This is a genomic window from Mesorhizobium sp. M7A.F.Ca.US.011.01.1.1, assembly GCF_003998295.1.
Lineage (GTDB): Bacteria > Pseudomonadota > Alphaproteobacteria > Rhizobiales > Rhizobiaceae > Mesorhizobium.
This window is the reverse complement of sequence record NZ_RZRT01000024.1, coordinates 54,690-77,881: the sequence shown is the minus strand read 5'-3', so window position 1 is coordinate 77,881 and position 23,192 is coordinate 54,690. Positions and strand designations below refer to the sequence as shown.

The window sequence follows — 23,192 nt, the reverse complement described above, 5'->3', positions numbered from 1 at the left end:
GGTGCGCCGTGGCCGGTTCAGGCGGAAAACACTGTGCGGCCCGCAATCAGCGTTTGCAAGACCTTGCCTTGCAGTCGCGCGCCTTCGAAACAGGTGTTTTTCGACCGCGAACGAATGCCGCTTTCGCTGACGATCCAGGGTTCGTCGAGGTCGACAAGCGCAAGATCGGCGACAGCGCCCGGCTTCAGCGTGCCGCCGGGCAGGCCGAACAGTTTTGCGGGAGCGGTGGACAGGGTTTCGATCAGCCGGAGCAACGGCACATCGCCATTGTGGTAGAGCCGCAGTGCGGCGCCCAGCAGCGTCTCCAACCCTATGGCGCCGGCCGCCGCATCGGCGAAGGGCAGGCGCTTGGTGTCGACATCCTGCGGATCATGCGAGGAGACGATGATGTCGATCGTGCCGTCCCTGACCGCCTCGATCATCGCCAGCCGGTCTTCCTCGGCGCGCAAAGGCGGCGTCAGGCGGAAGAAGGTGCGGTATTCGCCGACATCGTTTTCATTCAGCGACAGATTGTGGATCGCCACGCCTGACGTCACCGTCGCGCCGTCGGCTTTCGCACGCGTTATGGCGTTTGCCGCCATCGCCGTCGAGATCTTTGCTGCATGGTACGAACCACGCGTCAGCCGGGCCAAGGCCAGATCGCGCTCCAGCGGGATGGATTCGGCTTCGCGCGGAACGCCGGAGAGGCCGAGCCAGCTGGCGTAGAGGCCTTCATTCATCACGCCGGATGAACCGAGGTCCGCATCCTGCGTCTCATGCACGATGGTGGCGCCGAAGTCGCGCGCATAGGTCAGCGCGCGGCGCATCACCAGCGCGCTCGATATGGTGTGACGGCCATCGGTGAAGGCGACGGCGCCGGCTTCGCGCAGCAGGCCGAACTCGGTCATTTCGCGCCCGTCGAGGCCCTTGGTGATCGCCGCAGCCGGAAAGACGTTGACGATGGCCGTGTCCTTGGCGGTGCGCAGCACGAATTCGACCAGCGCCACATTGTCGATCACCGGATCGGTGTCGGGCATCATGACGATGGAGGTGACGCCGCCGGCCGCCGCCGCGACACTTGCCGACGCGATAGTCTCGCGATGCTCGCCGCCCGGTTCGCCGATGAAGACGCGGCCGTCGATCAGGCCTGGAATGATCGCCTTGCCAGCGCAGTCGATAACGGTGGCGCCCTCGGGCGCGCCCTGGTTCAGCGCTGCTTTGCCGGCGGCTACGATCTTGCGGCCATCGACGATGACGGCGCCGACTTCATCGATGCCGCGCGAGGGGTCGACGATGCGAGCGCGCTCAAAGACCGTTATGCTCATGCCCCACGGCCCTCGTGGTTGCGGCGCGGATCGAGCAGCGCTTCCATGACGGCCATGCGCACAGCAACGCCCATTTCAACTTGTTCCTGGATGACGCTTTGCGGACCGTCGGCGATTTCCGAGGCGATCTCGACGCCGCGGTTCATCGGCCCGGGGTGCATCACCAGCGCGTCGTCCTTGGCCGCCTTCAGTTTCTCCGCATCGAGGCCGAAATAGCGGAAATATTCGCGCACCGAAGGCACGAAGGCGCCTTCCATGCGCTCGCGCTGCAGGCGCAGCATCATCACCACATCGGCGTCCTTGAGGCCCTCGGCCATCGAGCGGGTGACGATGACGCCCATTTTCTCGATGCCGGTGGGCAGCAGCGTCGACGGTGCGACGACGCGCACCTGCGCGCCGAGCGCGTTGAGCAGCATGATGTTGGAACGCGCCACGCGCGAATGCAGGATGTCGCCGCAGATTGCCACGATGAGCTTCGACAGCGGACCCTTGGCGCGACGGATGGTCAGCGCGTCGAGCAGCGCCTGTGTCGGGTGTTCATGCGCGCCGTCGCCGGCATTGACCACCGAGCAACCGACCTTCTGCGCCAGAAGCGCGGCGGCACCGGCCGATTGGTGGCGGATGATCAGGATGTCGGGCCGCATGGCGTTCAGCGTCATCGCCGTGTCGATGAGCGTTTCGCCCTTCTTCACCGAAGAGCTTGCCACCGACATGTTCATCACATCGGCGCCAAGCCGCTTTCCGGCCAACTCGAACGACGACTGCGTGCGCGTCGAGGCTTCATAGAAGAGGTTGATCTGTGTGCGGCCGCGCAGCGTCGAGGTTTTCTTCTCGGACTGCCGCGAGATCGCGACCGCCCGGTCCGCCCTGTCGAGCAACAGCTCGATATCGGCGGGGGAAAGGTCGCGGATGCCCAGAAGATGGCGATGAGGATAGGGGGACGAAGCGTCGGTCATCTCAAGGCGCTGCTATAGGGTGGAGACTTTGCGGCTGCAAGCGCCAGCTTTGCATTGCAGCCGTTCTCCTCAATTTTTTCGTGTAGATGGCCGATTGTATCGGCCGGTATTTTCATCGCGCGCGCTGCATGGCTTGGCTATATCTAGCCGACAGCCTCGGATTCGTGGCTTTCTGACGATAGAAGGATTGGGCGTGACCGACGACGTGACGAACCAGCCGCCGCCGCTGACGGGCGGCAACGCCTGGCGGGGCGATCCGTTGCTGATCCAGCTAGCGGAGCGTTTTTCCGATCCGGTGCGCAAGGATCTCGACGGTCTCGGCCGCTTTGTGCTGACGCAGGAGGCGCAGGAATTGGCGCGCCTCGCCAATGTCGAGACGCCGAAGCTCAGGACGCATGATCGCCAGGGACGGCGCATCGACGTGGTCGAGTTCCATCCCGCCTATCACGCCTTGATGCGCCGCTCTGTGGCCAACGGGCTGCATTCCTCGGTGTGGGAAAACGGCGACACCGAGATCGGCCGCCGCCATCAGGTCCGCGCCGCCCGGTTTTATCTGACGGCTGAGCTCGAGACCGGGCATCTGTGCCCCATCACCATGACCAACGCTTCGCTGGCGGCCTTGATGGCCAGCCCGAAACTGTTTCGCGAATGGGCGCCGCGCGTGACGACGCGCAAATACGACCAGAGCCAGAAGCCGCCGGTCGAGAAGACCGGGCTGACGCTCGGCATGGGCATGACCGAGAAACAGGGCGGCACCGATGTGCGCGCCAATGTGACGAGGGCGGAACGCGCCGGCAGCGGTTTTTATCGTCTGAACGGGCACAAATGGTTCATGTCGGCGCCGATGTCGGATGCCTTCCTGGTGCTGGCGCAGGCGCCTGAGGGGCTATCGTGCTTCCTCGTGCCGCGCGTTCTCGGTGACGGTTCGGGCAACGGCTTCCGCTTCCAGCGGCTGAAGGACAAGCTCGGCAACCGTTCCAACGCATCCTCCGAAGTCGAATTCGTCAATGCCATCGGCGAGATGGTCGGCGAACCCGGTACCGGAGTGAAGACCATCATGGACATGGTCACCCTGACCCGGCTCGATTGTGCCATCGCCTCGTCGGCGATCATGCGCGCTGGCCTGGCAGAGGCCGTTCACCATGCCCGCCACCGCCAGGTGTTCGGTTCGACCCTGATCGAGCAGCCGTTGATGCAGCGCGTTCTGGCCGACATGGCGCTCGATGTCGCCGCCGCCACCGCGCTGTCGTTCCGGTTGGCGCGCTCCTTCGACGAGGCGGCCAGCGATCGCGGCGAGGCGGCGTTTGCCCGCGCCATGACGCCGGTCGTCAAATACTGGGTCTGCAAGATCGCACCGCCTTTGCTCTATGAGGCTATGGAGTGCCTCGGCGGCAATGGCTATGTCGAGGAGGCGCCACTCGCCCGCTACTATCGCGAGGCCCCGGTCAACGCGATCTGGGAAGGCTCGGGCAATGTCATGGCGCTTGATGTGCTGCGCGTGCTCGGCCGTGCGCCCGGCCTGTTCGAGGATGTGCTGGCGGGCATCGACCGTGATCTCGGCGCCGGCGGACGCGGCACGATCGGCGTGCTGAAGGCGGCGATGCAGGTTGCTTCAACCGACGAAGGTTCTGCCCGGCTGCTGACCGAGCAGCTGGCGCTGTCGGCTGCGGCGGCGGAATTGCGCCGTCTGGGGGCAGGGCGGATCGCCGACGCTTTCGTCGAGACGCGTTTGGCCGGCCAATGGCGCAACACCTATGGCATGATCGATTCGCGCCACGATGCACGCATGATCATCGACACGCTCTATCCGCCTGTGAACTGAGCCGCGAGCATCGCAAAAACCGGCGCCATCCACAGTTTTGACGCGTTGGCGGGCATCTTCACGCGTATGGCTAATCGCCGTTAACCTTAACAAATGGTTTCCGTTGCGATGGCGGACGGCAAGGCCCACTGTCCCAGTACAAGCAGGGAATGGTTCAGATTGGCCGTCTCTTGCTCTGCGAAGCAGGAACGCCGATGCGACAGGTACTGACCTCTTTTCTGGCCTTGCACTGGGCGATTGTTTTCGCCCTGCTTGCGCTCATCTGCATCGACGGAAACCGGGGTCTGGCGGCGGCGCTCGGCGTGCTGGGTGCCACAATCGAGGGTACCCGCTTCGTCGACCTCGACAATTTCGTCGTCGTGGCGCCGCTCGCCACCGCATTGCTTGTCGTCGCGGTTCTGTTTTTCTGGACCTTTGTCGAAGCCCTGGTCAACGACGCGACCAGCGCGGGCGCCGACAGCGTCGCCCGCATCGCCTTCATCTGCGCGTCCGGCGTGTTGTCGCTGATCGTCGTCGGTGGCGCCGCGCAAGGCATCAACGGGCTGTTCATGGCTGTCGCCGTGCAACTGGCGGCACTTCTGGCGTCCTATGTCGCCATGCTTGCCGAGCGGCGGTCCGTGGTTGCGGCAGTGGCTTCCGGCGAAAGCGATATCCATGCCGTCGCGCATGGCATGGCAAAAGCCGCGGCCCACAATTCGCTGCTTTCACTCATATCAGGCCGAACGGTCTCCAAGACCGGCTCCAATCCCAGGGGAGGCCGCTGATGCGCTACATCTTCGGATTTTGGGCGGCGCCGATGGCGATTTTCTGGGGCTGGTTCTATCTGTCGGCCAATGACATCAATTTCGGCTACACGATGCTCACCCGACAGATGCACGACTTCTTTTTCCAACTCTATGGCCAGATGCTCGGCATCGATCCGGCGATCATTCCCGGCATGGTGGCGAAGACGTGCGTCTTCGATGGATTTCTGCTGATGGCGCTTTGGGCCTTCCGCCGTCGCCGCGAAATCGCCGTCTGGGTCAAACAGCGCTGGGCGGGTCCGGTTCCGTTCGAGCGGATGCGTGGAGCGACTGAAGCCGGTCCAAAACTCCCTGCAGAATAAACGCGGCTGCCGCCGAATCGATCTTGCCGGCGCGCTTGCGGCGCGAGAAATCCATTTCGATCAGCGTCCTTTCGGCCGCGACCGTCGATAGCCTTTCATCCCAGAGCACGAAGGGAAGGTCGCTCATCTGTGCCATGTTGCGGACGAAGGCGCGCGATTTCTGCGCACGCGGACCTTCCGAACCGTCCATGTTGATCGGCAGCCCAATCACCACCGCGCCGGCATTCTCCTTGTGCAGCAAGGCGAGCAGCGCCGCCGCATCGAGCGAGAATTTCCTTCGCATGATCACCGGGCGCGGATGGGCGAAGGAAAACCTCTGGTCCGAGACCGCGACGCCGATCGTCTTGTCGCCGAGGTCAAGCCCCGCCAGCGTCTTGCCGCCGGTCAACCGCGCCGGCAATTCTTCGATCGTGATAATGCCCACCGGCCGTCCTTTGCCTTTCACCACCAGGTGTTTTGTCAAACGCGTGGCGGACAAGTACCCTTTGATCTCGGGGCCATCGGCGTTCTATCCTTTGGCAAGCCAAAAATCGAGGAATGCGTTCATGAAACTGACCTGGTACGGCCACTCGGCCTTTCGCATCGAGACCGCTAATGCCAAGATCCTTATCGATCCCTATCTGATCGGCAATCCGTCCTGGACCGGCGGCTGGGAAGGACCAGCCGAGGGGATCACGCATGTGCTGCTGACGCACGGCCACAGCGACCACATCAGCGGCGCGGTGGAAGTGCTCGGCAAAAGCGGCGCCCAACTGGTCGCCAATTTCGAGATCTGCATGTATCTGGTCGGCAAGGGTGTCAGCGACGAGAAGATCAACCCGGGCAATATCGGCGGCACCGTCGATTGCGGCAGCTTCACCACCACTTTTGTCCAGGCGCTGCACTCATCCTCGTTCCCGGGCGAGGGCGGCCAGAACACCTATCTCGGCAATCCGGGCGGCCTCGTGCTGCATTTCCCGGAAGACAAGACGCTCTATCACATGGGCGACACCGACATCTTCTCCGACATGGCGCTGATCAACGAGTTGCATGAACCCAAGGTCGGCCTGGTGCCGATCGGCGACCGCTTTACCATGGGCGGCGCTGTGGCTGCACTTGCCTGCCGGCGCTTCTTCAAATTCGATACCGTGGTTCCCTGTCACTTCGGCACGTTTCCGATGATCGACCCCACCGCCGACAAGTTCGAGGCCGGCATGGAAGGGTCCGGCGTGACGGTGGCATCGCCTGATATCGGTGAGACGATTACGATCTAGGCGTGGCGAAAGCGGAATAAGACCATGGCTTTGAGGAAATCTCTTTGTGTATCGATGTTGGTCGCGGCGTCGCCCGCGCTCGCTGCGGATGATTTCATCGAGGGCCTCTACCTGCAATCCGAGGAGCTTTGCAAACAGGCCAAAAAGGACACGCTGCAAACGCTGATCGACGCAGGCAACATCGTGCTTTCGGCGCACGGCCTGCAGAGCGTCGAATACAATTGCGAGTTTCTGCAGATCAGCAAGGCCACGGCTTCGCCGAGCTGGGCGGTGACGGCCATCTGCCAGGAACCGGGTTATGTCTTTCCCGACGTTCTCTCCGTGACGCAAATGAACGCCAAGCAGATCGATCTCGTGTCGGTTCGGCCCGTCGACGACGAAAGCGAAGCAAGCGGCAACAGCGGCAGCTACTATCTGTGCGAAGGCGTTGCTCCGCCATAGACGTATTCTGAGGGCCCACGGGCGGGCCGCCGGCACAGCCTGGTCTCTCGCACGATGCATGTTGCGCAGCGCGCGCGGCGCCGCTATAGCCCGAACTGGTTTTCCCCGAGGCAAAAACATGTCCGTAGATCTTCAGACAGTGAAGCGCGTGGCGCATCTCGCCCGCATCGCGGTGAGCGAAGAAGATGCCGAACGGATGACCGGCGAGCTGAACGCCATTCTGGGCTTCGTCGAGCAGCTGAACGAGGTCGATGTTTCCGGTGTCGAACCAATGACCTCGGTGACGCCGATGGACATGAAGAAGCGCAGCGATGTCGTCACCGACGGCGGCAAGGCGGCCGACATTGTCGCTAACGCGCCGGCGACCGAAGAGAATTTCTTCCTCGTGCCGAAGGTCGTGGAGTAAGTCGGCCGATGGCAATCGAGATCGCCATTGAGAAGCCGCTCCAGGACGACGTGCGCAGGCTGGTCACGGAACTCAACGAGACCTTGCTCGAACTGACGCCGCCGGAGCATTGCTACCATTTGACGGTCGAGCAGATGGCCGGTGAGGACACGACGGTTTTCATCGCCCGCGATAATGGCCTGGCCATTGGCTGCGGCGCGCTGAAGCGTCATGACGGCGCCATTGGCGAGGTCAAGCGCATGTATATCAGGCCGTCGCATCGCGGGCAGAAGATCGGCGCGAAAATCGTTGAGCGGGTCGAATCGCTGGCGCGCAACGAGGGGCTGAAGCGCCTGGTGCTGGAGACGGGCGATCGTCATCCCGCGGCGTGGACAGTCTACGAACGCGCCGGGTTTTCGCGCTGCGGCCCGGTGCTGGATTATCCCGATTCTGAGTGGTCGGTGTTTTACGAAAAGAGCCTTTGATGAGCGACCTGACCCAGCTGACGATTTCACAGGCCCGCGCCAAGCTGCGCGACAAGGAAATCACCGCGACCGAGATCACCGAGGCCTATCTCGGCGCTATCGAGCGCGCCAATCCGGCGCTCAATGCCTATGTCGCCGTGACCGGCGACAAGGCGCGCGACATGGCCAAGGCGTCCGACGCCAGGCTGGTCAAGGGCGAGGGCGGTGCGCTGGAAGGCATTCCGTTGGGGATCAAGGACCTGTTCGGCACCGAAGGCGTCCACACGCAGGCTTGCAGCCATGTGCTCGACGGGTTCAAGCCGCGCTACGAATCGACCGTTACGTCAAATCTGTGGGCCGACGGCGCCGTTATGCTCGGCAAACTCAACATGGACGAGTTCGCCATGGGCTCGTCCAACGAGACGTCCTACTATGGCCCGGTCATCAATCCGTGGCGGCGCTCGCGCCTCGATACTGCGGTGATGCCGACGACGCATCAGGGCGACGGCGGCTTCGTTTCGGCCGGCGGCACGAGGACCGTGCGCAGCCTGGACAATGCGCAGTTGGTGCCGGGTGGCTCTTCTGGCGGGTCGGCCACGGCAGTCTCCGCCTTCCTATGCGCCGGCGCGACCGCGACGGACACTGGCGGCTCGATCCGCCAGCCGGCCGCCTTCACCGGGACGGTCGGCATCAAGCCGACCTATGGCCGCTGCTCACGCTGGGGTATCGTCGCGTTCGCCTCGTCGCTCGACCAGGCCGGCCCGATCGCGCGCGACGTACGCGATGCCGCGATCCTGTTGAAATCGATGGCCTCCGTCGATCCGAAGGACACGACGTCGGTCGACCGGCCGGTGCCGGATTATGAGGCGGTGATCGGCAAGCCGATCAAGGGCATGAAGGTCGGCATTCCCAGGGAATACCGCGTCGACGGCATGCCCGAAGAGATCGAAGCGCTGTGGCAGAAGGGCATTGCCTGGCTGAAAGACGCCGGCGCCGAGATCGTCGACATTTCCCTGCCGCATACAAAATACGCGCTGCCCGCCTATTACATCGTGGCGCCGGCCGAGGCTTCGTCCAACCTCGCCCGCTATGATGGCGTCCGCTACGGCTTGCGCGTGCCGGGCAAGGACATCGTCGACATGTATGAGAAGACCCGCGCCGCGGGTTTCGGCCGCGAGGTCAAGCGCCGCATCATGATCGGCACCTATGTGCTGTCGGCCGGCTATTACGACGCCTACTATCTGCAGGCGCAGAAGGTGCGCAATCTGATCAAGCGGGATTTCGAGACTGTCTTCGCCGCCGGCGTCGATGTCATCCTGACCCCGGCAACGCCGTCCGCCGCCTTCGGCATCGCCGACGAGGACATGGCTGCCGATCCGGTCAAGATGTACCTGAACGACATCTTCACCGTCACTGTGAACATGGCCGGCCTGCCGGGCATCGCTGTGCCCGCCGGGCTCGACGCCAAGGGCCTGCCGCTCGGCCTGCAGCTGATCGGCCGGCCGTTCGATGAGGAAACCCTGTTCCAGACCGCTGCCGTCATCGAGCAGGCCGCAGGCACGTTCCAGCCGGAGAAGTGGTGGTAGGGACGTCGCTCGTCTAGCGCGTGCCCTGAAAGTCGGAATCGATTTTCGAAAGGATCCTGCGCGAAATCAAAGTGTTAGCGTCCTTTGAGCGCCCACGCCCGCGCGGCGCTGCAATGGGGTGAGCGATGTTCTTCTACCTGTCCAAGATTTTCTGGTTCTTCATCCAGCCGCTGAACCTGGCGATCTTCCTGCTGCTGGCGGGATTGCTCGCGGCCATGATCGGGCGCCGGCGGCTGGCGGCTACCGGCAGCGTGCTGGCATTTCTGGTCCTTGCGCTGTCAGCGTGGACGTCGCTCGGCGCCATGATGCTCAATCCGCTGGAAGAGCGCTTCGCGCGCCCGCCGCTGCCGGCAAAGGTCGACGGCATCGTCGTGCTCGGCGGCGGCTTCGAGGGCGCCATCAATCTGGCGCGCGGCGGCTATGAGTTGAACAGCAGCGGAGATCGGATGGTCGAGACCGCAGTTCTGGCCCGGCGCTTTCCTACCGCCAAGGTGGTCGTCTCCGGCGGCACCGGCGCGTTGTTTCTCGATGGCGAGGGCGATGCCGCAACCGCGCCGCGCCTGCTCACCGCGCTTGGCGTGGCCGCCGATCGTCTGATCCTGGAGAACAAGTCCCGCAACACCTATGAGAACGCGGTCTTCACCAAGGAGTTTGTAACGCCGAAGCCCGGCGAGACCTGGCTGCTCGTGACCTCGGCCTTCCATATGCCGCGCGCCAAGGCGCTGTTCGACAAGGCCGGCTTCGCCACCGTTCCCTGGCCGGTCGACTATCGCACCTCGGGCAAAGAAGGCATCGGGCTGTTCCGCGACAATCCAGCCGATTCGCTGCAGGCCACCACCATGGCCATCCGCGAATGGATCGGGCTTTTTGCCTATTGGCTGTCAGGTCGGATCGATCAACCTTTTCCAGGCGGCTGACCGATCACCGCCTGCCTGGCGGCCGAGAAGAACTGGCGCCGCACCAGCACGGCCAGCAGCAACAGCGTCGACAACACGAACACCATTGGGTCGACGAACCAGCCGAGATAACCGATCGAGAAGAACACGCCGCGCAGGCCGGAGTTGAAGTGCTTTCCGGCCAGCATGTTCATTTGCGCCGCACGCCACACCGCCGTTTCGGTGACCGGATTGCGTGAGGCTTCGCCATGCGGGATCGGCACGGCGCCGATCAGGATCGTGCAATAGTTGAACAGCCGGTACGCCCAGCCGAATTTGAAGAACGAAAACGCCAGGATCAGCACCAGCCCGAACACCTTTATCTGGAAGGCCGCGCGCGACGGCGCGCCACCTAGGGGCAGGTCGCTGAGCACTTCAAGAACCCGGTCGGATGCGCCGAGCAGGGCAAAACAGCCGCCGATGGCGATCAGCGAGCTGGAGGCGAAGAAGGCGGTGCCTTGCTGCAGACCGCTCATGATGGCGGTATCGACGATGCGGATCTCGCGCTCGGCCATGGTCCGCATCCAGGCTTGCCGCTGTGCATTCATCGCCGTCGTCAGCGACATGCGGCTGACCAGCTTGCCGTCGGAGGCGAACGTGTGCAGCAGCCACGCGACGAGGAAGAAGGCCAGCGCCGCGAGATCGGCTGTCGAAAGATCGAGGGAATCGCCCATGGCCTGAATTTAGCACATTCAGCGCGATCGCTTCGATGTCCGCCTACAGCGATAGGCACCAATGTCGCTGCCGGAGCAAACAAGGTCGGCGGATGCAGCGCCGCGATTTCCAAAAGAGCGGAAACATCGTGGGAATTCCTATATGTAGTCATCGACCTGACGCCAGGAGACAACGCCGCGTGTTCCTTTCGGTTTTCGACCTGTTCAAGATCGGCATAGGACCCTCGAGTTCGCACACGATGGGGCCGATGACCGCCGCTGCGCGGTTTCTCGACGAGGTCGCGGGAAATGACTGGCCGCGTCCGGCGGGCGTCAAGGTCGACCGGCTTGGCGCAAGTCTGCACGGGTCACTCGCCTACACCGGTATTGGCCACGGCAGTGATCGCGCCGTCATGCTCGGCCTTGCCGGCCTGACGCCGCAGACGGTCGATCCCGACCAGGCCGATGGCATTGCCAGCCGCATCGCCGCCGAAAAGCGCATTTCGCCGCCCGGCCATCCCGCCTATCGCTTCGATCCGGCCACCGATCTGGTGCTGGACCGCAAAACGCCGCTCACCGGTCACGCCAACGGCATGGCGTTCTACGCCTATGATTCCGGCGGCCGCCTGCTGCTCAAGCGCATCTATTATTCGATCGGCGGCGGCTTCGTGGTTTCCGAAGAAGAACTGCAGCGGATGAAAGCCAAGGGTTCGGTGACAACCGAAGGCAAGAAAGTGCCTTATCCGTTCAAGAATGCGGTCGAGATGCTGGCCATGGCCGGCAAAAGCGGCCTTTCCATCGCCGACATGAAACGCGTCAACGAGGAGACGCAGATGACGCGCGAGGAGCTCGACGCCGGCCTCGACGGAATCTGGAGCGCCATGAAGGGCTGCATCGACCGTGGCCTGTCGCAGGATGGCATCATGCCGGGTGGGCTGAAGGTGCGCCGCCGTGCCCGCATGCTGCACGATAAGCTGCAGGAGCAGTGGCAGCAGAACAAGCCCAATCCTTTGCTCGCCAATGACTGGCTGTCGATCTACGCCATGGCCGTGAACGAGGAAAATGCCGCGGGCGGCCGCGTCGTCACCGCGCCGACCAATGGCGCTGCCGGCACGCTGCCGGCGGTGCTGCGCTACTGGCTGCATTTCCATCCCGAGGCGGACCAGCCGAGCATTCGTGATTTCCTGCTAACGGCTGCCGCCGTTGGCGGCATCATCAAGACCAACGCATCGATCTCGGGCGCCGAGGTCGGCTGTCAGGGCGAGGTCGGGTCGGCATCGGCGATGGCGGCGGCCGGCCTGTGCGCCGTCATGGGCGGCACGCCCGAGCAGGTCGAGAATGCCGCCGAGATCGCGCTCGAACATCATCTCGGCATGACCTGCGATCCGGTCGGCGGGCTGGTGCAGGTGCCGTGCATCGAGCGCAATGCGCTGGGCGCGGTCAAGGCGGTGACCGCAGCGTCACTGGCCATCAAGGGCGACGGCATCCATTTCGTACCGCTCGATGCGGCGATCGAGACCATGCGCCAGACCGGCCTCGACATGAACGAGAAGTACAAGGAAACCAGCCTTGGCGGGCTTGCAGTCAACGTCGTGGAGTGCTGAAGGCTGGCCTAAACCGCCACTGTGGAGAAGTCGATCCGGTCGTTGACGCGTTCGCGTGCAGGACTAACCTTAAGCGATGTCTCTCAATCTCATAAAACTCTGTGTCGGCTGCGACAGCGTCGAGGATCTCGAAGAGTGGATCGCCTTCCGCCTCGACGAGCGGCGGCGCGCCGGTGAGCCGGTCGAGCAGTATCACACCACCCGTATGATGCCGACGCGCGGCGCCGAGGTTACCGATGGCGGTTCGCTCTATTGGGTGATCAAAGGCAATGTGCAGTGCCGCCAGTTGATCACCGAAATCCGGCCGTTCACCGACAGTGAAGGCATAGGCCGTTGCCATCTGATACTCGACCCCGAGGTTGTACGCACCGACTGGCAGCCGCGCCGGGCTTTTCAGGGCTGGCGCTACCTGAAGCCGGCGGACGCGCCGCTCGATCTGGGTAAGGGCAAGGCCGGATTGATCGAGATGCCGCCGAAACTCAGGCGCGAGCTGGCCGATCTCGGTCTGCTCTGACCCCAGGTGGCATCACCGCCTGGCCCTTTGCACTGCCCGATGTGGGGCTTGCAAGCGATGTGGCAACGCCACATCTTGTTTTTCATGAGCGATAAGAAGCAGCCTGTGCCAGCGAGGACCAATCCTGCGCCGATCAAGCCTCAATCCAACGCCGGCGAGATCGACGCCTTCATTCGTCAGGCGAGGACACTTGCCGCGTCGGCGACCGGTTCGGGCAGGCTGATCCTTGCTCTCGACGCAACAATGAGCCGCCAGCCGACCTGGGATCTGGCTTGTGAGCTGCAAGGCCAGATGTTCGACGCTGTCGGCAAGGCCGGAACCCTAAGCGTGCAACTGGTTTATTTTCGTGGTCTCGGCGAGTGCCGTTCGTCCGCTTTCGTGAGCGACACCAATGCCTTGAAGCAGCTGATGACGCGGATCGAATGCCGCAGCGGCCACACCCAGATCGGCAAGGTCCTGACGCATGCGTTGAAACAGACGGCGGCCGCCAAGGTCAATGCGCTGGTCTACATCGGCGATGCGATGGAAGAGAATATCGACGATCTGGCCGAAAAGGCCGGCAGCCTCGGCCTTCATGGCGTTCCCGTCTTCGTGTTTCAGGAAGGCCATGATTCCGGCGCAGAAAAGGCGTTCAAAGAGATTGCGCGGCTGTCCAAGGGGGCTTGGTTTAGATTTGATCGGCGGGCTGCCGCGACCCTGGCAGGACTGCTTTCGGCCGTCGCCGTGTTTGCGACAGGCGGGTTGAAGGCGCTCGAAGCCAGGGGCAGGCCGGAAGACCGGCTGATGATCGAGTATCTGCGGGTCGGCGGAAAATAATGGGCGCGATCATCGCTTTTGTAGCGTTGCTTCTGCTGCTCCTCGGCGCGGTGACGATCTTTCTGCGTGCCGAGCCGGCGAAACTGGCGAGCACGCTGCGAACGCTCGGGCCGGCTCTTCTGGCACTTGTCGGCGTCGCCGTGCTTGTGGTCGGCCGGGAAGGCATCGGCGGCATGATTCTCACCGGCGCAATTGCCTGGTATGGTTCCATGCGCATGAAACGCCAGCCGGCCGGGCTTGCACCGGGCAAACGCTCGACAGTGCGCACAGCGGCATTGGAAATGGAACTCGATCACGATACTGGCGGCCTCGAAGGACTGGTCCTGGCTGGCCGCCACGAAGGCAAGATGCTTGGCGCGATGGGGCTGGCGGAATTGCAACACCTCTACCGCGAACTCTCCGGCGATCCGGAGAGCCGACAGCTGCTAGAGACGTATCTTGACGGCAGATTTCCCGTCTGGCGCAAAAACGCTGAGACGAACGGTGGCGAAGGGCTGGGTGTTGCGCCAGGTCCGGGCGCCATGACTAAGGAGGAGGCCTACAAGGTCCTTGGTCTTGAAGCGGGGGCCGCCGCGGCGGATGTCCGCAAGGCGCACCGCCGCCTGATGCAGCGCCTGCACCCCGATGTCGGCGGCACGTCTTTCCTGGCGGCGCGGATCAACGAAGCCAAGGACGTCTTGCTCTCCAATCACAACTAGTCTCCTTCGACGCAGAATTTTTCCGGGAGATGGCTTGCACGCCGTCCTACTGCTGGACGGCGTAGCACTCGATGTTCTTCTTCTTCAAAGCGGTACAGGCCTTCCAGGCGGCGGTCTTCGAACCGAAGCCACCGAAGCGGGCGCGGTAGTAGGTGACGCCATCCTTGTCGAAGGCGACAGTGAAACCGGAAGCGTCCGCCAGCACCTTGGGCGCCTCCTTGGTGGTCTTGTCGAGAAAGGCCTGGGCCTCGGACTGCTTGGGCGACGAGGCGACCTGAATGGCCCAACCCGAAGGCACCGACGCGGTGTTGACCGGGTCGACAGCCGCCGGCGTCGGCTCGGCATAGGCCGCTACAACCTGGGCCGTCGCGACTTGGGGGGCTGAAACGATGACGGTCTTGACCTTTCTGGTCTTGACGACGGGGGCTGCTTCTTCGGCCTGCGCGGTATCGTCTTCCGCGACCGTGGCGTCCTCGGCAACGGTGGCATCGTCCTGCGCTATGACAGGCTTGTCGTCCGGTGTCGGAGCGTCATGCTTGGGCAGGAGAACCTTGGCAAGGGCGGTGATCGGGTTGTTGCCACCGGCCTTGGCGACCAGATCGCCGCCACCGCGAGTCGACGCCCTCGGCAGATAGGTGTTGATCAAGCTGGCCATCTGATTGTCGCGGCTGCCGCCCGAGGTGCCGCCCATGACCACGCCGACGATGCGGCGATTGCCATCGGAAACCGATGAGACGAGGTTGAAGCCGGAGGCGCGGGTGTAGCCCGTCTTGATGCCGTCGACGCCCTTGATGCGTCCAAGCAGACGGTTGTGGCCGTTGATGCGCTGGCGCCCGTAGAGAAAGGATCGCTGCGAGAAGTAGCCGTAATACTGGGGAAAATGCTCGCGCAGTGCGATGCCGAGCGTTGCCATGTCGCGCGCGGTGGTGAACTGGCCGGGGTCGGGCAGGCCATTGGCGTTTCGGAATACGGTGCCGTTCATGCCCAGCGCACGCGCCTTGGCGGTCATCATGCGGGCAAAAGTGGTTTCATTGCCGCCGAGCATTTCGCCGAGCGCGGTGGCCGAGTCATTCGCCGACTTGGTGACGATCGACAGGATCGCGGTCTCGACCGTGACGGAACCGCCCGGCTTCACGCCAAGTTTCGTCGGCGCCTCGGCGGAGGCCTTGGCGGAAAACACCACTGGCGTGTTCCTGCTGATCTTGCCCTTCGCCATCGCTTCGAAGGTCAGATACAGCGTCATCATCTTGGTCAGCGAAGCCGGATAGCGCCTGCCGTTGGCGTCGGCGGAGTAGAGCACTTTGCCGGTCTTGGCATCCACGACGATGGCCGCCTGCCTGGCCGCCAGCGACGAGGCAACGTCGCCAAAAACGAATGTCATCGCCAGGGCGATGATGATCATCGTTTTGAGAGGGGAGGTGGATTTTGAAACGATGCCCAACAACGCCTTACGCACTGGTACTTCCCTTGGATTTCTTCGTTGCGTTGGAGGCGGCAAAGGGTCCTGCCTCGCTTCCGGTCAAGCTACCGGCGCAGTGTTACCAATCCGTTTATGGTAACCGCCGCGTTCACCATTTTCTTCGGGCTTGAAGCTCTCTTTATTCGATTTTTAGCCATTGGCTGCGCAGGCGGGTCCGCAAGCCCCCGAAATCTTGACTTTTGTGCGGCGCACAATATATTATCTTGCATTGCACAAGGGCGCCCCGAAGAAGGACGCTTCAACCGTCAAGGGAATCGTGAAATGACCCAGACCTATGAGGACTTCAGCAAATACGGCAAAGAGTTCGCCGACACCGGATTGAAGAGCTTTGCGTCGCTGTCCAAGGGCGCGCAGGCGATTGCCACCGAAGCTGGTGAATACACCAAGAAGAGTTTTGAAACCGGCAGCGCCACTGTGGAGAAGCTGTTTTCAGCCAAGTCGCTGGAAAAGGCGATCGAGATCCAGTCGGACTACGCCAAGCAGTCCTATGAGGCGTTCGTCGCCGAGGCCACCAAGATCGGCGATCTCTATGCCGAACTCGCCAAGGAAGCTTACAAGCCATTCGAATCGATCGTTGCCAAGGCAAAGTAATTTTGCCCGGGCGAATTGATTTCGCCTGACGTGACCCCAGATTCAGCCTTTGAACCCGAGAAAAAGCCCGGCCACGGAAACGCGGCCGGGCTTTTTCGTGTCAATTTCCGTTCCAGAGCCTCGCGCCCCTTCACGATTGCGAAAATCGTCCAAGTTTGGTGACCTAGCCATATTGTCAGCTAACCAGAAGGGCTTAAAATCGTACATCGAACACCTACATGTCGAACTCGCATGGGGAATCGAAAGAGGCAGGAATACGTGACGATCGGTTTGACTGCCACGAGACGAGTGGTGCGGATGCAAGACGGCGACGGTAACGGCAATGGGGCCGGCCGTGGGACGGCCGTCATCACGCGCACCAAAACCAAGACCAAGAAGCCCAGCCTTTATCGGGTCCTCATCCTCAACGACGACTACACTCCGATGGAGTTCGTGGTTCACGTGCTGGAGCGTTTTTTCCAGAAGGATCGCGAAGCCGCCACACGCATCATGCTTCATGTTCACAATCATGGAGTGGGCGAGTGCGGGGTCTATACATTCGAGGTGGCCGAGACCAAAGTGTCCCAGGTCATGGATTTCGCCCGACAGAATCAGCATCCGCTGCAATGCGTGATGGAGAAGAAGTGAGGTAACATGCCGGCTTTCTCCCAAGGCCTGGAAAAGGCGCTTCACCAGGCGCTGACGCTCGCCAATGAGCGGCATCATGAATATGCAACCCTAGAACATCTGCTGCTCGCGCTCATCGACGACACCGAGGCGGCCGCCGTCATGCGCGCCTGCAATGTCGATCTCGATGAGCTCAAGCACACCGTTCTCACCTATATCGACACCGAACTGGACAACCTCGTCACCGGTTACGACGAGGACTCCAAGCCGACCGCCGGTTTCCAGCGCGTCATCCAGCGCGCGGTGATCCATGTGCAGTCGTCTGGCCGCGAGGAGGTTTCGGGCGCCAACGTCCTCGTCGCCATCTTCGCCGAGCGCGAGAGCCATGCCGCCTATTTCCTGCAGGAACAGCAGATGACCCGCTACGACGCGGTCAACTACATCTCGCACGGCATTGCCAAGCGTCCGGGCGCGTCGGAGACACGCTCGCCGCGCGGTGCCGATGACGAGCAGGGCGGCCAGAACGGCGCCGAGCCACAAGAGGAAGGCGGCAAGAAGAAGCAGCAGCAGGATGCGCTGACGGCTTATTGCGTCAATCTCAACAACAAGGCCAAGGCCGGCAAGATCGACCCGCTGATCGGCCGCGAGTCCGAGATCAACCGCACCATTCAGGTGCTGTGCCGCCGCTCGAAGAACAACCCGCTCTATGTCGGCGATCCCGGCGTCGGCAAGACGGCGATCGCCGAGGGTCTGGCCAAGCGCATCGTCGAGGGCGACGTTCCCGAAGTGCTGCACAACGCCACCATCTTCGCGCTCGACATGGGCACGCTGCTCGCCGGCACGCGCTATCGCGGCGATTTCGAGGAACGGCTGAAGCAGGTCGTCAAGGAGCTCGAGGACTATCCCGGTGCCGTGCTGTTCATCGACGAGATCCATACGGTCATCGGCGCAGGGGCTACTTCAGGCGGCGCCATGGATGCGTCCAACCTGTTGAAGCCGGCGCTGTCATCGGGTGCGATCCGCTGCATCGGCTCGACCACCTACAAGGAATTCCGCCAGTTCTTCGAGAAGGACCGTGCTTTGGTGCGGCGCTTCCAGAAGATCGACGTCAACGAACCGACCATCGCGGACGCCATCGAGATCATGAAGGGCCTCAAGCCCTATTATGAGGAGTTCCACAAGGTGAAGTTCACCAACGAGGCGATCAAGGCCTCGGTGGAGCTGTCGGCACGTTACATCAACGACCGCAAGCTGCCGGACAAGGCGATCGACGTGATCGACGAGACCGGCGCCTCGCAGATGCTGGTTCCGGAAGCCAAGCGCAAGAAGACGATCGGCATCAAGGAGATCGAGGCGACGATCGCCACCATGGCCCGCATCCCGCCGAAGACGGTTTCGGCCGATGACGAGAAGGTGCTGCAGGGTCTCGATATCGAGCTGAAGCGCGTCGTTTATGGCCAGGACACCGCGATCACCGCGTTGACCTCGGCGATCAAGCTGGCACGTGCCGGCCTGCGCGAACCGGAGAAGCCGATCGGCTCCTACCTGTTCTCCGGCCCGACCGGCGTCGGCAAGACCGAAGTGGCCAAGCAGTTGGCCGCGTCGCTCGGCGTCGAGCTGATCCGCTTCGACATGTCGGAATATATGGAACGCCACACCGTCTCGCGGCTGATCGGCGCGCCTCCCGGCTATGTCGGCTTCGACCAGGGCGGTCTTTTGACGGACGGCGTCGACCAGCATCCGCACTGCGTGCTGTTGCTCGATGAGGTCGAGAAGGCGCATCCGGACCTGTTCAACATCCTGTTGCAGGTTATGGACCATGGCAAGCTGACCGACCACAACGGCAAGCAGATCGACTTCCGCAATGTGATCCTGATCATGACCACCAATGCGGGCGCGTCGGATGCGCAGCGCGCGGCGATCGGCTTCGGCTCGACCAAGCGCGAAGGCGACGATGTCGAGGCGATCAACCGGCTGTTCACGCCGGAATTCCGCAACCGTCTCGATGCGATCATCCCCTTCGGCTCGTTGCCGGTGCCGGTCATTCATCAGGTGGTGCAGAAGTTCGTCATGCAGCTCGAGGCCCAGCTTTCCGAGCGTGGCGTCACCTTCGACCTGTCGGCGGATGCGATCGCCTGGCTCGCCGACAAGGGCTATGATGAGCGCATGGGAGCGCGGCCGCTCGGCCGTGTGATCCAGGAGCACATCAAGAAGCCGTTGGCCGACGAGGTGCTGTTCGGCAAGCTCAAGAAGGGCGGCACGGTGCGCGTCACCGTCGAGAAGAAGGAAACCGGCGAGACCGGCCTGAAGCTCGAATCGCTCGCCGACGAGGCGCCGGTGAAGCCGAAGAAGGAAGAGCCGGAAGAAACGCCGAAGCCCAGAAAGGCCGTGACGAAAAAGCCCGCGGCCAAGAAGCTGGTGGCGCAGAAGCCCGAAGCCAAGGGCAAGGACGGCGGCAAGCGCAGCCTCGTGCCGCAACTGCCCCGAAAGAACTGACCTTGACGAAAGTCGAAAAAAGCCCCGGAAACGGGGCTTTTTTCATTGGAGCGGGAGGACGCATGGCCGGGCAGATCATATCCTGAACGGCGCGCCGCGATCGGGAAAATCAAGCATCGCGAGGGCTATTCAGGAGAGCTTCGACGGTGTCTGGCTCAATCTCGGTGTCGACGTCTACGAGCAGGCCACGCCGCCACGCTATCGGCCTGGGATAGGATTGCGGCCTGGCGGCGAGCGTCCGGACCTTGAGGCCTCCGTGCCCGGATTGTACGCCGCGCTCTACGAATCGATAGCCGCTCATAGCCGGTTGGAGCTAAATGTCGTTGCGGATGTCGGCCATCACGATGCTTATTCGAGACCACTTCACATTGTGGCCGATTGCGCTCGCCGTCTCGCCGGCCTGCCGGTGCTGCTTGTCGGTGTTCGCTGTCCGATCGAAATCATCATGGAGAGGCGAGCGGTGAGCGCGACGGACAAGAGATATGTGACCGGCTCGCCCGACGATCCCGTGCCATTGCCCGTGCGTCTGTGGCAGGAAGAGGTTCACCGGCCAGGCATATACGATCTGGAGGTCGACACCTCGCTCCTGAACCCTGTGCAATGCGCGGATGCGATCCGCCTGTGGCTTTCTTCGGGGCGGCGGAGTTGACGGCGTTTCAAAGGCTTTCGGACCCGTCCTTGTTATGGCATCGGTCGTCCTGGGTCAGAATTGCCATCCGACGGCTTTTTTCACTCCAAATTAACGCCATCCGGCCATTTTTCGACAATGGTATTACTTCCCGCAGAACGGACGATCCTGACTGTCGCGTTGGCGCTGGTTGCCGTTTGCATGTTCCTTGCCTGGGACAAGAACGTTACCCTCGCGCTTGACGGTTATGGTTTTTCCGTCGGCTTTGCGGTTGTGATGATTGCCATTGGCCAATTCTACCGTCGTGTTCGCAAGGCTGAGCGGATCGCGCTCTCCACACACGTTCTGGCCCTGTTTGTTTTCTATTCAGTGCCGGCCGCGCTTTTCAACCTTCTGCTCTTGCCGCGGCCTTTCGCGCCGATCGACGCTACGCTCGTGCGGATGGATGCTTGGCTCGGCTATTCCTGGCCTGATGCCTGTGCATGGATTTCCCGTTATCCACGCCTCTCGGACATTCTCAGGCAGGTCTATACCCTGACGCTGGCCCAGATCCTGTTTGCCTTTCTCTTCCTGGGTATGGCCAACGATCGACGGCGGCTGCACGCGGCAGCCTTGGCGACGGTATTCGGATCTCTGGCCACCATCTTTTGCTGGGCGCTGTTTCCGTCCAGCGGGGCGTCCGCCTATTGGACCTTGGCGCCTGAAATCGACCGGATCGTTCGGCCGGTGGTCAATTCAGCTTACGGTTCGGAATTGAATCGGCTGCTGGTTGAGGGCGTCACAGACATTTCAGAGTTGCAGGTGACGGGGCTTGTGGGATTCCCTTCATTTCACACGGTGATGGCGCTGATGTCTCTAATCGCAATCTGGCCGTACAGGCTTGCGCGTCTCGCGCTGATTCTCGTCAACACCGCTTTGCTGCCGGCTATTCTGATCCATGGCGGGCACAATCTCATGGATGTGCTCGGCGGAACCGTGATCACGGTGATATCCTGGTGGCTCGGGCTGCGGGTGTTCGAAGCACAAGATCGCCGTCTGCCTCGGCTTGGATACGCCGTGCCGGCGATCGAGACCTGACGTCAATTCGTCGTCAGCGCCGCCCGTATCTTACCGGCGTTTTCGGCCAACACCTCCGACTTCTCCATCTCGCCCGTGTGCGGCTTCAGCGGGACGCCGTTGAAGCGCGGGATCACATGCACATGCAGGTGGTACACGGTCTGCCCCGAGGCCGGCTCGTTGAACTGCATGACGGTGACGCCGTCGGCACTGAAGGCCTTTTTTACCGCCTGTGCTATCCTCTGAACGACCGTGAAAAGCGGACCGAAAATTGACGGATCGGCGTCAAGCAGGTTGCGCGACGGCACCTTCGGCACTACGAGCGTATGGCCTGGCCCCTGCGGCATCACATCCATGAAGGCGATGACCGCTTCGTCTTCGTAGACGCGGTGCGAAGGAATTTCGCCGCGCAGGATCTTGGCGAAGATGTTGTCGGTATCGTAGGCGGCCTCTGTCATGGTGAACGCTCCGGATTGTGCCTTTCGTGTAGCGAAACGGTGGAAAATCGACAAGACGATCGGGCGAAGTCAGCCCTGCTCGTCAGGCAGCCCTGTTGCTACTCCTCGAGATCCTTGCGGAACGGGGTGTGCCCCTCGAGATATTCGCTCATCCGCTCCACCTCGTGGCGTTCGCGCCTGAGATAATCGGCGACGGCATTGCGCAGGCCTGGGTGTGCAATGTAGTGCGCGGAATGCATGGTCACCGGCCGGTAGCCGCGCGCCAGCTTGTGCTCGCCCTGCGCGCCCGCCTCGACCACTTTCAGCTTGCGCTCGATGGCGAAGTCGATCGCCTGGTGATAGCAGACCTCGAAATGCAGGAAAGGGTGGTCCTCGATGCAGCCCCAGTTGCGGCCATAGAGTGCGTCGGAGCCGATGAAATTGATGGCGCCGGCGATATAGCGCCCATTGCGCCTGGCCATCACCAGCAGGATGTCGTCGGCCATGCGCTCGCCGATCAGCGAGAAGAATTGACGGTTGAGATAGGGCCGACCCCATTTGCGGCTGCCGGTGTCCATGTAGAAGGCGAAGAAATCGTCCCAGGCCTTCTCCGTGAGGTCCTTGCCGGTCAGCCGGTCGATCGAAATGCCTGGGGCAAGCGCTTCACGCCTTTCCTTCTTCATCGCCTTTCGCTTGCGCGAGGCAAGGGTGGCGAGGAAGTCGTCATAGGTCGAAAAGCCTTCGTTGAAGAAATGGAATTGCTGGTCGGTGCGGTGCAGGAAGCCTGCCGCTTCCAGCACCTCCACATCGCTCTCTTGCGCGAAGGTGACATGCGCGGAAGAGACGCCGAGTTTTTGCGTCACTGCCTTCAGGCCCGCCGCGAGAGCGGCCTTGACTTTGGCGCTGTCCTCGCCTTTGCTGACCAGCAGGCGAGGGCCGGTGACCGGGGAGAACGGCACGGCACTTTGCAGTTTGGGATAGTAACGGCCGCCGGCGCGCTCGAAGGCATCCGACCAGCCATGATCGAACACATATTCGCCCTGGCTGTGCGATTTGAGATAACAGGGCACCGCGCCCAGCAATCTGCCTTGCCCGTCCTCCAGCCTGAGGTGATGGCCCTGCCAGCCGGTACGCCGCACGGCGCATCCAGAATCTTCGAGCGCACTTAGAAAAGCGAAGGAAACCAAAGGATTGTAACTGGTTTCTGAATCTCCGCGCGCGGTTCCGGCAAAGCTGTTCCATTCATCACAGGTGAAGGCGCCAATGCCAGCGGCGACGCGGATCGAATAGTCCGCATTGGCCGTTTGTCCGTCGCCCTCGTCGCCCTGATCCATGAGGCTTATTTAAGCTCCGTCCGGCCTG

The 23,192-nt window shown here is 62.3% G+C and carries 24 protein-coding genes and 1 pseudogene; 18 read left to right on the top strand and 7 right to left on the bottom strand.

From position 1 onward, the window contains the following. Positions 1-17: 17 nt before the first annotated feature. Both EOA13_RS21195 and EOA13_RS21190 read right to left on the bottom strand, forming a co-directional pair. On the bottom strand, positions 18-1,304 hold the full coding sequence (locus EOA13_RS21195; RefSeq protein ID WP_127295587.1) for a dihydroorotase: 1,287 nt from the start codon (positions 1,302-1,304) through the stop codon (positions 18-20). Next, on the bottom strand, positions 1,301-2,260 hold the full coding sequence (locus EOA13_RS21190; RefSeq protein ID WP_127295585.1) for an aspartate carbamoyltransferase catalytic subunit: 960 nt from the start codon (positions 2,258-2,260) through the stop codon (positions 1,301-1,303). Before EOA13_RS21190 ends, EOA13_RS21195 begins: the two co-directional genes overlap by 4 nt. Before the next feature lie 193 nt (positions 2,261-2,453). Between EOA13_RS21190 and EOA13_RS21185 the strand changes: the two genes are divergently transcribed. The 3 genes from EOA13_RS21185 to EOA13_RS21175 all read left to right on the top strand — a co-directional run bounded on the left by EOA13_RS21185 (position 2,454) and on the right by EOA13_RS21175 (position 5,187). Further along, the gene (locus tag EOA13_RS21185; RefSeq protein WP_127295583.1) at positions 2,454-4,082 is read left to right on the top strand and encodes a DNA alkylation response protein; all 1,629 of its coding nucleotides are present in this window, start codon (positions 2,454-2,456) and stop codon (positions 4,080-4,082) included. 194 nt (positions 4,083-4,276) lie between these two features. Continuing rightward, complete coding sequence (locus tag EOA13_RS21180; protein WP_127295581.1) at positions 4,277-4,846, top strand: hypothetical protein; 570 nt, start codon at positions 4,277-4,279, stop codon at positions 4,844-4,846. Then, a complete protein-coding gene (locus EOA13_RS21175) occupies positions 4,846-5,187 on the top strand; it encodes a DUF6105 family protein (protein ID WP_127295579.1) in 342 nt (113 codons plus the stop codon). The genes EOA13_RS21180 and EOA13_RS21175 overlap by 1 nt, the downstream gene beginning before the upstream one ends. On the opposite strand, the gene ruvX is transcribed toward EOA13_RS21175, so the two are convergent. Beyond that, the gene (gene ruvX, locus EOA13_RS21170; RefSeq protein ID WP_127295577.1) at positions 5,105-5,611 is read right to left on the bottom strand and encodes a Holliday junction resolvase RuvX; all 507 of its coding nucleotides are present in this window, start codon (positions 5,609-5,611) and stop codon (positions 5,105-5,107) included. The genes EOA13_RS21175 and ruvX overlap by 83 nt on opposite strands. Positions 5,612-5,732: 121 nt before the next feature. On the opposite strand from ruvX, the gene EOA13_RS21165 reads away from it, so the two are divergent. The 6 genes from EOA13_RS21165 (at position 5,733) to EOA13_RS21140 (ending at position 10,233) form a co-directional block, all read left to right on the top strand. Beyond that, a complete protein-coding gene (locus tag EOA13_RS21165; RefSeq protein WP_127295575.1) occupies positions 5,733-6,440 on the top strand; it encodes a metal-dependent hydrolase in 708 nt (235 codons plus the stop codon). Positions 6,441-6,464: 24 nt separating this feature from the next. Then, entirely contained in the window at positions 6,465-6,881 is a 417-nt protein-coding gene (locus EOA13_RS21160; protein WP_127295573.1) for a hypothetical protein, read from the top strand. 118 nt (positions 6,882-6,999) lie between these two features. Next, positions 7,000-7,287, top strand: a complete 288-nt coding sequence (gene gatC / locus EOA13_RS21155) for an Asp-tRNA(Asn)/Glu-tRNA(Gln) amidotransferase subunit GatC (protein WP_023812958.1) — start codon at positions 7,000-7,002, stop codon at positions 7,285-7,287. A gap of 8 nt (positions 7,288-7,295) precedes the next feature. Further along, positions 7,296-7,751: a GNAT family N-acetyltransferase gene (locus EOA13_RS21150; protein ID WP_023812957.1), complete on the top strand. Its 456-nt coding sequence runs from the start codon at positions 7,296-7,298 to the stop codon at positions 7,749-7,751. Beyond that, on the top strand, positions 7,751-9,316 hold the full coding sequence (locus EOA13_RS21145) for an amidase family protein (RefSeq protein ID WP_023812956.1): 1,566 nt from the start codon (positions 7,751-7,753) through the stop codon (positions 9,314-9,316). The genes EOA13_RS21150 and EOA13_RS21145 overlap by 1 nt, the downstream gene beginning before the upstream one ends. A 125-nt stretch (positions 9,317-9,441) precedes the next feature. After that, positions 9,442-10,233, top strand: a complete 792-nt coding sequence (locus tag EOA13_RS21140) for a YdcF family protein (RefSeq protein ID WP_127295572.1) — start codon at positions 9,442-9,444, stop codon at positions 10,231-10,233. On the opposite strand, the gene EOA13_RS21135 is transcribed toward EOA13_RS21140, so the two are convergent. Next, positions 10,212-10,925, bottom strand: coding sequence for a DUF599 domain-containing protein (locus EOA13_RS21135; protein ID WP_027161543.1), 714 nt, complete (start codon positions 10,923-10,925; stop codon positions 10,212-10,214). The genes EOA13_RS21140 and EOA13_RS21135 overlap by 22 nt on opposite strands. Positions 10,926-11,104: 179 nt before the next feature. Between EOA13_RS21135 and EOA13_RS21130 the strand changes: the two genes are divergently transcribed. The 4 genes from EOA13_RS21130 to EOA13_RS21115 all read left to right on the top strand — a co-directional run bounded on the left by EOA13_RS21130 (position 11,105) and on the right by EOA13_RS21115 (position 14,536). Continuing rightward, entirely contained in the window at positions 11,105-12,508 is a 1,404-nt protein-coding gene (locus tag EOA13_RS21130; RefSeq protein ID WP_127295570.1) for an L-serine ammonia-lyase, read from the top strand. A gap of 76 nt (positions 12,509-12,584) precedes the next feature. Further along, positions 12,585-13,022, top strand: a complete 438-nt coding sequence (locus EOA13_RS21125; protein ID WP_013531780.1) for a DUF1489 family protein — start codon at positions 12,585-12,587, stop codon at positions 13,020-13,022. 84 nt (positions 13,023-13,106) lie between these two features. Next, the gene (locus EOA13_RS21120; protein WP_164780220.1) at positions 13,107-13,838 is read left to right on the top strand and encodes a VWA domain-containing protein; all 732 of its coding nucleotides are present in this window, start codon (positions 13,107-13,109) and stop codon (positions 13,836-13,838) included. Continuing rightward, positions 13,838-14,536, top strand: coding sequence for a DnaJ domain-containing protein (locus EOA13_RS21115; protein WP_127295566.1), 699 nt, complete (start codon positions 13,838-13,840; stop codon positions 14,534-14,536). Before EOA13_RS21120 ends, EOA13_RS21115 begins: the two co-directional genes overlap by 1 nt. A gap of 46 nt (positions 14,537-14,582) precedes the next feature. Here the strand turns inward: EOA13_RS21115 and EOA13_RS21110 are convergent, their stop codons facing one another. Next, positions 14,583-15,992, bottom strand: coding sequence for a D-alanyl-D-alanine carboxypeptidase (locus tag EOA13_RS21110; RefSeq protein WP_127295564.1), 1,410 nt, complete (start codon positions 15,990-15,992; stop codon positions 14,583-14,585). Positions 15,993-16,277: 285 nt separating this feature from the next. Here EOA13_RS21110 and EOA13_RS21105 point away from each other — a divergent pair, with 285 nt between their 5' ends. The 5 genes and pseudogenes from EOA13_RS21105 (at position 16,278) to EOA13_RS21085 (ending at position 21,414) form a co-directional block, all read left to right on the top strand. After that, entirely contained in the window at positions 16,278-16,607 is a 330-nt protein-coding gene (locus EOA13_RS21105) for a phasin family protein (protein WP_013531776.1), read from the top strand. Positions 16,608-16,904: 297 nt separating this feature from the next. Further along, on the top strand, positions 16,905-17,234 hold the full coding sequence (gene clpS, locus EOA13_RS21100; RefSeq protein ID WP_023812950.1) for an ATP-dependent Clp protease adapter ClpS: 330 nt from the start codon (positions 16,905-16,907) through the stop codon (positions 17,232-17,234). Between the two features lie 6 nt (positions 17,235-17,240). Continuing rightward, positions 17,241-19,709 (top strand): ATP-dependent Clp protease ATP-binding subunit ClpA, encoded by a 2,469-nt coding sequence (gene clpA, locus EOA13_RS21095; protein ID WP_127295562.1) that lies wholly within the window; start codon positions 17,241-17,243, stop codon positions 19,707-19,709. Positions 19,710-19,788: 79 nt separating this feature from the next. Beyond that, positions 19,789-20,328, top strand: a pseudogene (locus EOA13_RS21090) (chloramphenicol phosphotransferase); the annotation flags it as partial. Positions 20,329-20,418: 90 nt separating this feature from the next. Then, the gene (locus EOA13_RS21085; protein WP_245490440.1) at positions 20,419-21,414 is read left to right on the top strand and encodes a phosphatase PAP2 family protein; all 996 of its coding nucleotides are present in this window, start codon (positions 20,419-20,421) and stop codon (positions 21,412-21,414) included. Between the two features lie 2 nt (positions 21,415-21,416). On the opposite strand, the gene EOA13_RS21080 is transcribed toward EOA13_RS21085, so the two are convergent. Together EOA13_RS21080 and EOA13_RS21075 are read right to left on the bottom strand one after the other, a co-directional pair. Next, a complete protein-coding gene (locus EOA13_RS21080; protein WP_127295558.1) occupies positions 21,417-21,851 on the bottom strand; it encodes an HIT family protein in 435 nt (144 codons plus the stop codon). Between the two features lie 98 nt (positions 21,852-21,949). Continuing rightward, on the bottom strand, positions 21,950-23,164 hold the full coding sequence (locus EOA13_RS21075; RefSeq protein ID WP_127295556.1) for a GNAT family N-acetyltransferase: 1,215 nt from the start codon (positions 23,162-23,164) through the stop codon (positions 21,950-21,952). Positions 23,165-23,192 lie beyond the last annotated feature (28 nt).